Consider the following 13,553-nt stretch of genomic DNA (forward strand, 5'->3'; position numbering starts at 1 on the left):
CTTCGTTGCGATCGAGGCGCGGGGTTTCGATGTCGCACCCGCTTTGATTGACCGCGCACGATCGATCGTGGCCGGTATTGCCGACCCCCGGATCGGTATTTCGTTCGAGGTCGCCGATGTCGGGGAGGCGTTGGCGCAGGAAGACGATCATGGCGCCGACATTGTGCTTTGCCACTACGGCGCGATCGATCGGCTGCCGGCTGCGGCGCACGAAAGAGTCGGGGCTGAACTGTCGCGCGTCACCGCCGGCGCGCTGATTTGCCTGGGAGGGACGCAATGACGCGGCGTGATCTGGCGATGCGGCTTGCGGGCGTCGCAACGATCGGCGCGGCCTGGGGTGCCTGTTTGTGGTTGCGTGGGTCGATGCTCGGCCCGCCGCACGATCCGACCATGCTGGAGTTCCTACTCGTGCTGGCGAGCTTCGTGCTGACCTTGGTCGGCGGCCTGCTGATCCTGAACGGCGAAAAGCTGATCGGCCCGCGCCCGCCCAGGGATGTCACGCCGTTCCCGGAACGGACGAACCATTGGGATCGTCAGTCGGCGGGTCCGTTGGCGGACGATCGGGCGATGCTGGCGGACATCCTGGCGCGGCGCGCGACCCGGCCCAAGACGCGGCGCTAGAGCGATTTCTAACCGGGTGGAATCACCCGGTGACTCGGAAATCGTGGCAAATCAAAAATCTGGAGCGATCGATCGGATGCAAATCAGATCGATCGCGCTCTAGAGGCTTCAGGCGGCCAGCCGCATCTCCATCCGGCTCCAGATCTCGACGAGCGCGCCGACCAGTTCGCGCATCATCGCCTCGTCATGGCTGGGGCCGGGGGTGAAGCGCAGTCGCTCGGTGCCGCGCGGCACGGTGGGATAATTGATCGGCTGCACGTAGACGCCATATTCGGCGAGCAGGATATCACTCGCGCGCTTGGCTTTGACCGGGTCACCCACCATCAGCGGCACGATGTGTGTGGTGGTCGCCATCACCGGCAGGCCGGCTTCCTCCATCATCGACTTGAGCTTGGCGGCGGCGGCCTGCTGGCCGTCGCGCTCGATGCTCGACGCCTTGAGATGGCGCACGCTGGCGAGCGCGCCCGCGACCAGCACCGGCGACAGGCTGGTGGTGAAGATGAAGCCCGGCGCGTAGCTGCGGACGACGTCGATCACCATCTTGTCGGCGGCGATATAGCCGCCCATCACGCCGAACGCCTTGCCGAGCGTACCTTCGATGATCGTGATCCGGCCCGCCGCATCCTCGCGATCGGAAATGCCGCCGCCGCGCGGGCCGTACATGCCGACGGCATGGACCTCGTCGAGATAGGTCAGCGCTTCATATTTGTCGGCGAGGTCGCAGATGGCATGGATCGGTGAGATATCGCCGTCCATCGAATAGACGCTCTCGAATGCGATCAGCTTGGGCAGTTCGGGGTCGTCGGCGGCGAGCAATTCCTCGAGATGCTCGAGATCGTTGTGCCGGAAGACGCGCTTCTCGCAGCCCGAATTGCGGATGCCCGCGATCATCGACGCGTGGTTCAATTCGTCCGAATAGATGATGCAGCCCGGCAGGACCTTGGCCAGCGTCGACAGCGTCGCCTCATTCGAAACATAGCCCGACGTGAAGAGGAGCGCGCCCTCCTTGCCGTGCAGATCGGCCAGCTCGCCTTCCAGATCGACATGATAATGCGTGTTGCCGCCGATATTGCGCGTCCCGCCCGATCCCGCGCCGACATCGTGCAGCGCTTCTTCCATCGCCGCGATCACCTTGGGGTGCTGGCCCATCGACAGATAATCGTTGGAGCACCACACCGTGATCGGCTTCGGCCCGTTATGCCCGGCGAAGCAGCGCGCATTGGGGAACGTGCCCTTGTTGCGCAAAATATCGATGAACACCCGATACCGTCCTTCGGCGTGCAGCCGATCGATGGCTTGGGTAAAAACGCGATTATAGTCCAAGAGGAGCGTCCCCGGGGTGTCGAAGGCGCGCCTCTAGCGCCGAAAGGCCGAGGTTTCCAGCACGGCCGGCGCATTTTTGATCAAAGCCGCTCAATTTTCGTCAATCCCATGCCAGCCAGCGCGTTTCGCAGGCCTTCCGATAGGTCGATCGTCGCGGTGAAGACGGCGATGCCGGGGGCGGGCGTGTCCGGCCATTGCTGATCGCGCGTGAGGGTGGCGGTGCGGCGCGCAATCCCCTTGGCGCCGTCGACAAACGTAAGCGGGCGTGGCGCGACCGCCGCAAGGCGATCGGCGACGAGCGGGAAATGGGTGCAGGCGAGCACGACGATATCCATCCGGTCGCCGCCCGTCTGATCGAGCAGCCCTGCCAGCGCGTCCGCATAAGCGCTGTCCGGCGTGGGTTCGCCGCGCAAACTGGCCTCGGCAAGCTCGACCAGAGCCGCCGAGCCGTGGCGCAGGACGAGGCAGTCGCTGGCGAACTGCGCCGACAGATCGTCGACATAAGGCTGGCGCACGGTGGCATTGGTGCCGAGCACGCCGATAACGCGCGTTTCGGATTGCTCGGCCGCCGGCTTGATCGCGGGCACCGTACCGACGATCGGCAGATCGAGCGCTGCACGCACCCCCGCCAGCGCGATCGTCGAGGCGGTGTTGCAGGCGATGATGATCAGGCGCGGGCGATAGCGTTCCGCCAGCCGCCCCAGCAAAGCCGGCACGCGCGCCGAAATCTCTGCCTCGGTCTTGGTGCCGTAGGGAAAGCCCCCATTGTCGGCGACATAGACGATGGGCGCGTTGGGCAGCCCCTGCCGCACCTCGGCGAGAACGGAGAGGCCGCCGACGCCCGAATCGAACAGCAATATCGGCCGCGCGTCGCTCACTTGGCCGCGCGCAGGCCCGAGACGGTGAGCGTCGGGCTGATCCGCTCGATATCGGTCTTGAGGTGGAGCAGGGCCACGCCCGGCTGATCGAGCGCGCGGGTCAGCGCGGGCGCGAATTGCTCGGTCGTCTCGACCGTCTCGGCCCATCCGCCATAAGCCCGCGCCAGCGCGGCGAAGTCGGGATTGACGAGGTCGGTCGCCGACACGCGCGCCGGATAGCGCCGTTCCTGATGCATCCGGATCGTGCCGTAGCTGCCATTGTCGATCAGCAGCACCAGCAGGCGTGCGTTTTGGCGAACCGCGGTAGCGAGCTCCTGCCCGTTCATCATGAAGTCGCCATCGCCCGCCACCGCCACCGCGCGGCGTTCGGGGAAACGGATCGCCGCCGCGATTGCCGCGGGCGTGCCATAGCCCATCGCGCCGGCGGTCGGGGCGAGCTGCGACGGTTGCGCGGCATAGCGCCAGAAACGATGTGCCCACGCCGAGAAATTGCCCGCGCCGTTGCAGATGATGCTGTCGGCCGGCAATTGCTCACGCAATGTGCCCCAGCACAGGCCGAGATCGAGCTTCATGCCGTTGGCGAAAGGCGTGTTCCATTCCTCCCACTCGGCATGCGCCGCGGGGCCGTCCGCCTCCGCCGTCGAGGTTTCGTCCATCAATTGGCTGATCGTCCGGGCGAAGCTGCGCGTGTCGGCGCAGACCGCGAGGTCGGCGCGATAGACGCGATCGAGCTCTTCGGGATCGGGATGGACGTGGATCAGGATCTGGCCGGGATGATCGGGCGTGATCAATTCATAGCCGTCGGTGGTCGCCTCGCCCAACCGCGCGCCGACCACCAGCACCAGGTCGGCCCGCTTGATCCGCGCCACCAATTTGGGATTGGGGCCGTAGCCGAGATTGCCGGCATAGAGCGGGAAATCGTTGGGCATGGCGTCCTGGCGCCGGAACGCAGTGGCGACCGGCAGCCCGGTCCGCATCGCGAACAAGGCGAAGTCGCGCGCGGTGTCCGCGTCCCAGTCGGCACCGCCGACGATTGCTATAGGGGCGCTGGCGCCGCGAAACTTGTCGTACAACGCATTCATCGTCTCCGGATCGCAACCCTGCACCGGGCGCTCGACCCGCGGGCGGTCGACGGCTTCGGCCATGTCCTCCAGCATGTCCTCGGGCAGCGCCAGCACGACCGGACCCGGCCGGCCGTTCATCGCGGTCGCATAAGCACGGGCGATATATTCGGGGATACGCGCTGCTTCCTCGATCCGCGCCGCCCATTTGCACAACGGCGCGAAGAAAGCGGGGAAGTCGATTTCCTGGAATCCTTCGCGGTCGCGCGCATCGCGAGCGACGTCGCCGACGAACAGGATCATCGGCGTCGAATCCTGCATCGCGACATGCACGCCGATCGAGGCGTTGGTCGCGCCCGGCCCGCGCGTCACGAAGCAGACGCCCGGCCGGTGCGTCATCTTGCCGTCGGCCTCGGCCATGAACGCGGCGCCGCCTTCGGCCCGCGTCACGACCACGTCGATCTCGGGCGAATCGACCAAAGCGTCGAGCACGGGCAGAAAGCTCTCGCCCGGTACGGTGAAGATACGGTCGCAGCCTTGCGCGACCAGGGCGTCGACCAGGATGCGGCCACCGGTTCTCAGCTTCGTCATGACGGCGCTATAGCGAGGCGATAAGGCTGCGCAAACGCACCGAACTTGAATCCATATTCAGGTTTGATCCGGCGGCGCAACATCGGCATAGGCAGGCGCCTGGAGGGTTCATGGCCAACAAGATCTATCCCGACGCGACCGCCGCTCTGGCTGGCCTGCTCAAGGACAATATGACGATCTGCGCAGGCGGGTTCGGCCTGTGCGGCATCCCCGAACGGCTGATCGACGCGATCGAGGCGTCGGGCGTGAAGGGCCTGACCGTCGTTTCCAACAATGCCGGCATCGACGGCGTGGGCTTGGGCAAGCTTCTGCGCAGCCGCCAGATCGCCAAGATGATCTCCTCCTATGTCGGCGAGAATAAGGAATTCGAACGCCAATATCTCAGCGGCGAGCTTGAGGTCGAATTCTGCCCCCAGGGCACGCTGGCGGAACGCTGCCGCGCGGGCGGGGCGGGCATTCCCGGTTTCTACACCAGGACCGGCGTCGGCACCGTCGTCGCCGACGGCAAGGAGACCAAGGAGTTCGACGGCGAAACCTATGTGCTCGAACGCGGCATCGTCGCCGATCTGTCGATCATCAAGGGCTGGAAGGCGGATGAGGCCGGCAACCTGATTTTCCGCAAGACCGCACGCAACTTCAACCAGCCGATGGCGACCGCGAGCAAGGCCACCGTGGCCGAGGTCGAGGAAATCGTGCCCATCGGCAGCCTCGATCCCGACTGCATCCATGTGCCGGGCATCTATGTGAAACGACTGATTTCCGGCGCGCCCTACGACAAGATGATCGAGTTCCGGACCGTGCGCACGCGGGAGCCGGCATGAAAAGTCCGCCAGAGCATTTTCCAGTCCGGTGGAATCACCGGACGACTCGGAGAATGCGGCAGAGCAATGGTTTAGAGCGGCGATCCCCTGCAACCGGATCGAGAACCGCGCTAACGGCGCTGGTCCTCGCGCTGGCGCTAGCCGCGCCCGCCACGGCGCTGACCAAGAAGGCGCCGTCGGCCAAAGCGAAACCCGCCGCCACGGCGCCCAAGACCTATTTCCCGCCCGAACCGCCGGCGGCCCCGCCCCAGCTGCACGGCATCCAATATCTCTACGGCTCGGCCGAGGCCGCCGCGCTCACCCGCCAGACGTGGCGGATGCTCGCCGATTTCGTTGACGAACAGGTCGCGGGCGGCACGCACAAGGGCGTCGTGCTCACCCCGGATTCGACGCTCACCAATCCGCATTTCCTGCCCTGCGGCGACAAGCCGCCCGCGATCGTGCTCGACGTCGATGAAACCTCGATCCTCAATCTCGGCGCCGAATATGATGACCTCGTTGCCAACCGGAAAGTGTTCGACGACGACGCCTGGGACCGGTGGGAGAAGGGTGGCGCGGCTTTTGTCGCGCCCACGCCCGGCGCCAAGGAAGCGCTCGACCGGCTGCGCGATCATGGCGTGACCGTGATTTTCAACTCCAACCGCGCCGTCGTGAACGCGGCCGGTGCCGAAGCCGCGCTCAATGCGGCGGGACTGGGTCCGGCCAAGCATGGCGAAACCCTGTTCCTCAGCGGCGACGATGCCAATGGCTCGTTCAAGGATGGCCGCCGCCAGGTCATTGCCGCCAAATATTGCGTGCTGGCGATGGCGGGCGATCAACTCGTCGATTTCTCCGACCTGTTCACGACCGAGCCCAATGGCGTCGCCGCGCGCCGCGCCACCGTCGCTTATTCGGGCATCGCCGATCTGTGGGGCAATGGCTGGTTCGTAATGCCCAACCCGGTTTATGGCAGCGCGCTGCAGGGCGGCCCCGACGATATCTTCCCCAAGGACAAGCAATGGCGCGATCCCGGTCCGCCCAAGCCGCCCGCGCCTGCCGTTGAAGCCGTGCCCGAACCCACTCCGAAGAAAGCGAAATAATGGCCTGGACCCGTGACGAGATGGCGGCGCGCGCCGCGAGGGAGCTGAAGGACGGCTTCTACGTCAATCTGGGCATCGGCATCCCGACGCTCGTGGCCAATCACGTGCCAGCGGGTGTCGAGGTCACGCTCCAGTCGGAAAACGGCATGCTCGGTATCGGGCCGTTCCCCTATGACGACGAGGTCGATCCCGATCTGATCAATGCCGGCAAGCAGACGATCAGCGAATTGCCGTCCTCGTCCTATTTCTCCTCGTCGGACAGCTTCGCGATGATCCGCGGAGGGCATATCGACCTGACCGTGCTCGGCGCGATGGAAGTGAGCGAGCAGGGCGACATCGCCAACTGGATGATTCCCGGCAAGATGGTGAAGGGCATGGGCGGCGCGATGGATCTCGTCGCCGGCGTCAAGAAGATCATCGTCGTGATGGAGCACACCTCCAAGGACGGCAGCCCCAAATTCATCCCCGCCTGCACTTTGCCGCTGACCGGCAAGAATGTGGTCGACATGATCGTGACCGATCTGTGCGTGTTCCAGCGACCCGATCATCTTTCGCCGTTCAAGCTGGTCGAGCTCGCACCCGGCGTCACTGCGGACGAGGTCAAGGCCAAGACCAGCGCCACCTACGCGCGCTGATTTCGGCCCTAACGGTTCGTCGCACGACGAGCCGAGCAGCCTGCGCGTTGACCGCTTGGGCGGCGCGCCCCAAGACTGTCGGCAGTGAAGCCGCCCCGCCGATCCCGATCGTCCCGTTCGACCCGTCCGCTCTGGCGCGATCCGCTGGTCGTGCGGAGCGCGCAACTGCTGCTGGCGATCGCCTTGTTCATCGAAATCCTGGTGATCGCCAAGCATTTCATGGCGACGCGGCCGGTTCGCCAGGGCATCAGCACCGCCGCCAACGCCGAGCGCGCGCTGGGCGCGGGCCCGCTCAATCCGCGCATCTATCGTGTCGATTATGGCCGGCTCGACGAACGCGCGCGCAGCATCGTCGATCGTAAGGATATGGCGGGCCTCGCCATCGCGGTGATCGAGGACGGGCAATTGTCCTTCATCAAGGCCTATGGTGTGGTCGATGCCTCCACCGGCGAGAAAGCGACGCCGCAGACGGTATGGCGCTGGGCCTCGGTCTCGAAGGGCGTGGCGGCGACGCTCGAGGCCCTGCTCGCGCGCCAGGGCAAGCTCCGCCTCGACGATCCCATCTCGAAATGGTCGTCGACGCTCAAGCTGCCGCATGACAATCAGAATGTCGCCACCTTGGCGGATGCGCTGTCGCACCGTCTCGGCATCGTCAAGAATGCCTATGACGACCGGCTGGAGGATAATGTCGATCCGGCCTTGATCCGCGGCGACTATGGGCCGCTCTTCCCGATGTGCCCGCCCGGCACCTGCTGGGCCTATCAGAATGTCGCGTTCGACGTGGCGCACGAGGCGGTCGAGAAGGCGACCGGCCTGACCTATGACGAAGCCGCGCGCCGCTATATTTTCGCCCCGCTCGGCATGACCAGCGCCAGCACCACCAAGGAAGGGCTGGTCGGTTCGGCCAGTTGGGCGCGCCCGCACAATGCGCGACGGCCGATCCCGGTGCAGGATGCCTATTACCGCATTCCGGCCGCGGGCGGGGTCAACAGCTCGATCGTCGATCTCGGCATCTGGATGCGCGCGCAGATGGGCGGGGCGCCCGGCGTGCTGCCGCCGGATATATTGTTCGAACTGCACGTGCCGCGCGTCTTCACGCCGCATCGTGGGCTCGCGCCGTACGATCTGGCGCTCAAGAACAGCGCTTACGGCCTGGCCTTCCGCGAGTCCGATTATGAAGGCCATCACCTGATCTGGCATCGCGGCGCGGTGCGCGGCTCGCGCTCGGAGATCATCTTCGATCCGGTCGAGCGGTTCGGCGTGGCGATGCTGTGGAATTCGACCTCGGTGAAGCCGACCGGCCTGCCGCTCGAAATCTTCGACCAATATTACCGCCTGCCGTTCCATGATTGGGTACAGGTCGGCAAGCCGTGAACGTGCTTCTTACCGGATCGAGCGGCTGGCTCGGCCGGCATCTGGCGCCCTTGCTGGAAAGCGACGGCCATCGCGTCGTCGGACTCGACGTTGCGCCTGGGCCGCACACCATGCTGCTCGGCTCGGTCGACGACCGCGATCTGATCGCCCGCGCGTTTCGCGATCATGCGATCGACGCGGTGATCCACGGCGTCGCGCTGCATCAGCCCGATATCGCGCGCTATCCGAAGCAGCGTTTCGTCGACGTCAATGTCAGCGCCACGCTCGGGCTGCTTGAGGAAGCGGTCGCGGCGAAGGTCGACCGGTTCGTGTTCACCTCGAGCACCTCGCTCATGATCTCGGCCGCGATCCGCGAAGGGCGGGGCGAAGCGGCCGCGTGGATCGACGAGACACTGGCGCCGCTGGCGCCGCGCAACATCTATGGCGCGACCAAGCTCGCGGCCGAACGGCTATGCCGCCTGATCCACGACGAACATGGGCTATCCGTCGTCATCTTGCGCACCAGCCGCTTCTTCCCCGAGGAGGACGATCAGGCGCATGTCATCGGCCTGTCCGGCCCGAACACCAAGGCGAACGAGCTGCTCCACCGGCGGCTGACCGCGCAGGACGCGGCCGAAGCCCATCGGGTCGCACTGGCGCGCGCGCCAGATATCGGTTTCGGCTTGTTCGTCATTTCCGCGCCGACGCCGTTCGCGCGCGCCGATGCGGCGGCGCTCAAGCAGGATGCCGCGCGCGTGATCGCCGGCTATTTCCCCGATGCGCCCGAACTCTATGCGCGGCGTGGCTGGACTTTGCCTCGGTCGATCGACCGCGTCTACGATGCGGGCCTCGCCGAACGGGTCCTCGGCTTCCGCTGCCGAACCGATTTCTCAGGCTTGCTTGATGTCTTGCGGCGGGACGATCCGCTGCCCTTCTCGCATGATCCCGGCTACGTTTCGCCTCAGGCGGCTTCCCGCATGAACGGCTGATACAGGATCACCCGGTTGCGACCCTGTTCCTTGGCGGCATAGAGCGCCGCGTCGGCATAGGAAACGAGCTGCTCCAGCGCCGCCATCTGCCCGCTCGCGCAATAGACGCCAAGGCTGGCGGTGACGTGGCCGACCACCGGGAAATCGTGCGCCTCGATGCTGGCGCGCAATTTGCCCGCGATGCTCATCGCCGCATCCAGGTCGGAGATGCTGCAGATCAGCAGGAATTCCTCGCCGCCCCACCGTCCGACGATATCGCCGGTCCGCGTATTCTCGGTCAGGATCTGCGCGATCGTGGTGAGCACCTGATCGCCCGCGCTATGCCCGAAGCGGTCGTTGACCGCTTTGAAATGATCGACGTCGAGCAGGATCACGGCAGATGTGCCCTCGCGGCGGTTCATCGCGATCGGATGATAGAGATCGATCACGCCCGAGCGGTTGAGCAATCTGGTGAGATAATCGCGCCGCGCCGATTCCTCGGCATATTGGGCGATGCGCAATGCTGCCGCCTGGCTCTTCCGACGCTGTTCCAGATCCTCGCGCAGCTTGAGGATACGATAGAGCAGGTAGAAGCCGATCAGCACGACCCATGCCGCCAGGATCGCGCCGTACCACGTTGCCTGCGCGATCACGCGGCTGCGCAGCGCGATGCTGTCGACCTTGAACAGATAGGTGCCCGCGGGCGCGTTGGTACCGGTCTGGAACTGGATTTCTGTCACGTCGTCGAGCTGGACGTGCCGCAAGGCCGTCGTGATCTTGTTCTGCGTCAGCCACCATTCGGCGACCGCGAAGTCCGACGTCTGGAGCTCGATGACGTTGCGCCCCTGCTGGGCCGTCACCTCCACATTGTTGAACTTCAGCGTGTCGGGAATTCCGGGCGTGCTGTAGCGCCGGTCGTAATTCTTGAGATAGACGCGGAACGTGTTGCCTGGGCCCCGGTAATCGAGATTGATCGTCAGCGATTCCAGCCGGCTGAGGTCGAGTCCCCGGTCGGGCGTCCGGGCATCGAGCAGCAACTCGTAGCCGCAATAGGGATAGGCGTAGACGGGACGGATATGGCAGCGCCAGTTCAGCGCGCGATAGGGATTGACGTGGATCGTCGATTTTCCGCCATGCGGCGCGTCGCCGTAATAACGCGGCGTGTAGAGCGTCGAGCCCGGAATGATCGTGATCGTCCGGGTCAGGATGCTATCCTGGAATCGCACCGCCGCGAATGTCGCCAGCAGCAGCAGGAAAAGCACGATCTCGAACTGGAATTCGGCGGCGGCCCGCCACCCGCGCTTCGCCGGGCTCTTGAAGGAGACCGGGTCGGCGGGATCATACTCTACAACTTCACTCATCAGGCTCCGCCCCGAGGTGCAGCCGGTTCAACCGACTCATCCTCTTTGAATCCGGTGCGTTTAACGCGCAGAGATTAACATATTTTGAGTTGGGCATACAGAAGCAGGGCTCGTCTGGCCTTGCGCGCCAACCGCTCTTATGTGCGCACCATCATGTCCGCACCCCGCACCCTCTACGAAAAGATCTGGGACGCGCACGTCGTGGCACGCCGCGACGACGGAACCTGCCTGATCTACATCGATCGCCACCTCGTCCACGAAGTGACCAGCCCGCAGGCCTTCGAGGGACTTCGCGTGGCGGGACGCAATGTACGCCGGCCCGATCTCACGCTCGCGGTGCCGGATCATAACCTGCCGACCACGGCGCGCGTCGATGCGCTGGGCCACCGCCTGCCGATCGCGGATCTGGAAAGCGCCAACCAGCTCGCCGCGCTCAGCCGCAACGCGCCCGAATTCGGCATAAAATTGTTCGACGAGGTCTCGCCCGAACAGGGCATCGTCCATGTCGTGGGACCGGAGCAGGGCTTCACTCTGCCCGGCACGACCCTCGTCTGCGGCGACAGCCATACCGCCGCGCATGGCGCGTTGGGCGCGCTCGCCTTCGGCATCGGTACGAGCGAGGTTGAGCATGTGCTGGCGACGCAGACCCTTTTGCTCGCGCCGTCCAAGACGATGGAGATCCGCGTCGACGGCACGCTCGGCTTCGGTGTCTCGCCCAAGGACGTGATTCTCGCGATCGTCGGCAAGGTCGGCGCCGCCGGCGGCACCGGTTATGTCGTCGAATATACCGGCTCGGTGATCCGCGACATGTCGATCGAAGGGCGGCTGACCGTCTCCAACATGGCGATCGAGCATGGCGCGCGCTCCGGCCTGATCGCGCCCGACGACAAGACCTATGCCTATCTGAAAGGCCGCCCGATGGCGCCGCAGGGCGAGGCGTGGGAACGCGCCGTCGAATATTGGCGCTCGCTCCCGACCGATGCCGGCGCACGCTACGACAAGGTCGTCACGCTCGACGCCGCCGATATCGCGCCGAGCCTGACCTGGGGCACCAGCCCCGAGGATGTCGTCGCGATCACCGGCCGCGTACCCGATCCGATGAGCTTCGCCGATCCCTCCAAGCAGGAGGCCGCGCGCAAATCGCTCGATTATATGGGCCTGACCCCGGGCACGCGCATGCAGGATGTCGGCGTCGAGCATATCTTCATCGGCAGCTGCACCAACAGTCGGATCGAGGATCTGCGCGCCGCCGCCGCGGTCGCCAAGGGCCGTCATGTCGCGGACACCATCCGCCAGGCGCTGGTTGTCCCCGGCTCGGGCCTGGTCAAGCGCCAGGCCGAGGCCGAGGGGCTGGACCGCATCTTTATCGAGGCAGGCTTCGAATGGCGCGAGCCGGGCTGCTCGATGTGCCTCGCGATGAACCCCGACAAGGTCCCGCCGGGCGAACGCTGCGCGTCGACCTCGAACCGTAATTTCGTCGGCCGCCAGGGCCCTGGCGCGCGCACCCACCTGGTGTCGCCGGCCATGGCCGCGGCGGCGGCGGTGACGGGCCGGTTGACCGACGTACGCGAGCTGATCGCGGACCCCAAAACGGCATAATTTACACTTCCGCTCGATCCCGCATCCGCGGATATTGCGCGGCAGTAACGAGTCGCTGCTGTGCGTTCCGTTCGATTGGTTGGGGGGTTTCATGAAACGTTCGGTATTCGCGGCCGTTGCCGCGTTGGGGCTTGCCGTGTCGCCGGCCGGCGCGCAGCTCGTGCTCGATCAGCAGCAGACCGACTACAACATCGCCATTCCGTTCGGTTTCGTTAACGACGGCGACAATCTGCCGGTCGGCCAGTCCTTCACCGCCGGCCTGTCCGGCACCTTCGCCGGCTTCCAGCTCGTCTCCAATTACGGCGGGGAGAACAGCTCGGATGTGACCTTCGAAATCCGGCAGGGGTCCGGTCTCGCCGGCACCGTGCTCGGCACCGCCAGCCAGAGCGTTACCTGCCAGGAGAATGGCGACGGCTTTTGCATCTTCACCTTCGACACGTCGGGCCTCGGCATCACGCTCGCGGCGGGCCAGCAATATACGTTCGACTTCACCGCCAGCACGGGCATCCTCGGCACCTATGGCGTGCTCGGCACCGGCTATGACAGCTATGCCGGCGGCAAGGCCTTCCCGGGCCCCGGCTATGGCGACGCGCCGTTCAACTGGGATATGGAGTTCAAGACCTACGTAGACGTCGGCGGCTCCGAGCCCGGCGTGCCCGAGCCTGCGAGCTGGGCGATGATGCTCACCGGCTTCGGTCTCACCGGCGCGGCGATGCGGCGCCGCAAGATTTTCCTCACCGCCTGATCGTTCAGGCGCGCTTGCCTCCGGTGCCGCGGCAGTGGCAAAGGCCGCATCGCCGCAGCACCGGAGATGCCAGAATGAACATGTCGATCGCCTTTTTCGCTGGCTTGCTGATGGCCGGCGCAGCCCACGCCGCCGCGCCCGCGCCCGTTTCCCTCACCCGCCTCGATTGCGGCAAGATCGTCGCCTTCGATCTCGATCTCTTTTCCGACACGCGCGCCTATGTCGGCCAGCACCGCGATCTCGCCGCGAGCTGCTACCTGATCCGCCACGGCGACACCTACATGCTGTGGGACACGGGCATTCCGAAGGCGATGCTCAACCACGTTCCCGATCCGAAGCAGGGCCTGGATGCCGTGCTGACCGTCACGATCGTCGATCAGCTCGCGAAGCTCGGCCTGAAGCCCGATCAGATCGGCATCGTCGGCATCAGCCACGAACATTTCGACCATACCGGCCAGGCGTCCGATTTCCCGGGCGCGAAATTACTGATTGGGAAGGGCGACGTCGACGATATGCGT

The 13,553-nt window shown here is 65.4% G+C and carries 13 protein-coding genes and 1 pseudogene; 10 read left to right on the forward strand and 4 right to left on the reverse strand.

Going from position 1 to position 13,553, the window contains the following annotated elements; translation table 11 throughout:
- Nucleotides 1–280: pseudogene (locus VK533_RS05100) on the forward strand (hypothetical protein); the annotation flags it as partial.
- Entirely contained in the window at nt 277–621 is a 345-nt protein-coding gene (locus VK533_RS05105; RefSeq protein ID WP_324375622.1) for a hypothetical protein, read from the forward strand. The pseudogene VK533_RS05100 and the gene VK533_RS05105, both read left to right, overlap by 4 nt.
- Before the next feature lie 108 nt (nt 622–729).
- Here the strand turns inward: VK533_RS05105 and hemA are convergent, their stop codons facing one another.
- The 3 genes from hemA to VK533_RS05120 form a co-directional block, all read right to left on the reverse strand.
- Nucleotides 730–1,944 (reverse strand): 5-aminolevulinate synthase, encoded by a 1,215-nt coding sequence (gene hemA, locus VK533_RS05110; RefSeq protein WP_324375624.1) that lies wholly within the window; start codon nt 1,942–1,944, stop codon nt 730–732.
- 80 nt (nt 1,945–2,024) lie between these two features.
- Entirely contained in the window at nt 2,025–2,822 is a 798-nt protein-coding gene (gene murI, locus VK533_RS05115; RefSeq protein WP_324375626.1) for a glutamate racemase, read from the reverse strand.
- Nucleotides 2,819–4,474: a thiamine pyrophosphate-binding protein gene (locus VK533_RS05120; RefSeq protein WP_324375629.1), complete on the reverse strand. Its 1,656-nt coding sequence runs from the start codon at nt 4,472–4,474 to the stop codon at nt 2,819–2,821. Before VK533_RS05120 ends, murI begins: the two co-directional genes overlap by 4 nt.
- Before the next feature lie 110 nt (nt 4,475–4,584).
- Between VK533_RS05120 and VK533_RS05125 the strand changes: the two genes are divergently transcribed.
- From VK533_RS05125 to VK533_RS05145, 5 genes are all read left to right on the forward strand, one after another.
- Complete coding sequence (locus VK533_RS05125; protein WP_324375631.1) at nt 4,585–5,295, forward strand: CoA transferase subunit A; 711 nt, start codon at nt 4,585–4,587, stop codon at nt 5,293–5,295.
- A 53-nt stretch (nt 5,296–5,348) separates the two neighbouring features.
- Nucleotides 5,349–6,374, forward strand: coding sequence for an HAD family acid phosphatase (locus VK533_RS05130; RefSeq protein ID WP_324375633.1), 1,026 nt, complete (start codon nt 5,349–5,351; stop codon nt 6,372–6,374).
- Complete coding sequence (locus VK533_RS05135) at nt 6,374–7,009, forward strand: 3-oxoacid CoA-transferase subunit B (protein ID WP_324375635.1); 636 nt, start codon at nt 6,374–6,376, stop codon at nt 7,007–7,009. The genes VK533_RS05130 and VK533_RS05135 overlap by 1 nt, the downstream gene beginning before the upstream one ends.
- A gap of 84 nt (nt 7,010–7,093) precedes the next feature.
- Nucleotides 7,094–8,383 (forward strand): serine hydrolase domain-containing protein, encoded by a 1,290-nt coding sequence (locus tag VK533_RS05140; RefSeq protein WP_324375637.1) that lies wholly within the window; start codon nt 7,094–7,096, stop codon nt 8,381–8,383.
- A complete protein-coding gene (locus VK533_RS05145) occupies nt 8,380–9,351 on the forward strand; it encodes an NAD(P)-dependent oxidoreductase (RefSeq protein WP_324375639.1) in 972 nt (323 codons plus the stop codon). Before VK533_RS05140 ends, VK533_RS05145 begins: the two co-directional genes overlap by 4 nt.
- Here the strand turns inward: VK533_RS05145 and VK533_RS05150 are convergent.
- Nucleotides 9,324–10,691, reverse strand: a complete 1,368-nt coding sequence (locus VK533_RS05150; RefSeq protein WP_324375641.1) for a GGDEF domain-containing protein — start codon at nt 10,689–10,691, stop codon at nt 9,324–9,326. The two genes, VK533_RS05145 and VK533_RS05150, sit on opposite strands and share 28 nt — an antisense overlap.
- Nucleotides 10,692–10,841: 150 nt before the next feature.
- Here VK533_RS05150 and leuC point away from each other — a divergent pair, with 150 nt between their 5' ends.
- From leuC to VK533_RS05165, 3 genes are all read left to right on the forward strand, one after another.
- Complete coding sequence (gene leuC, locus VK533_RS05155) at nt 10,842–12,290, forward strand: 3-isopropylmalate dehydratase large subunit (RefSeq protein WP_324375647.1); 1,449 nt, start codon at nt 10,842–10,844, stop codon at nt 12,288–12,290.
- A gap of 91 nt (nt 12,291–12,381) precedes the next feature.
- Complete coding sequence (locus tag VK533_RS05160; protein ID WP_324375643.1) at nt 12,382–13,035, forward strand: PEPxxWA-CTERM sorting domain-containing protein; 654 nt, start codon at nt 12,382–12,384, stop codon at nt 13,033–13,035.
- Nucleotides 13,036–13,109: 74 nt separating this feature from the next.
- Nucleotides 13,110–13,553 (forward strand): MBL fold metallo-hydrolase (locus VK533_RS05165; protein ID WP_324375645.1); only part of this gene is annotated, 444 nt, incomplete at its 3' end.

It is taken from the genome of Sphingomonas sp. (assembly GCF_035317925.1).
Classification (GTDB): domain Bacteria; phylum Pseudomonadota; class Alphaproteobacteria; order Sphingomonadales; family Sphingomonadaceae; genus Sphingomonas_I.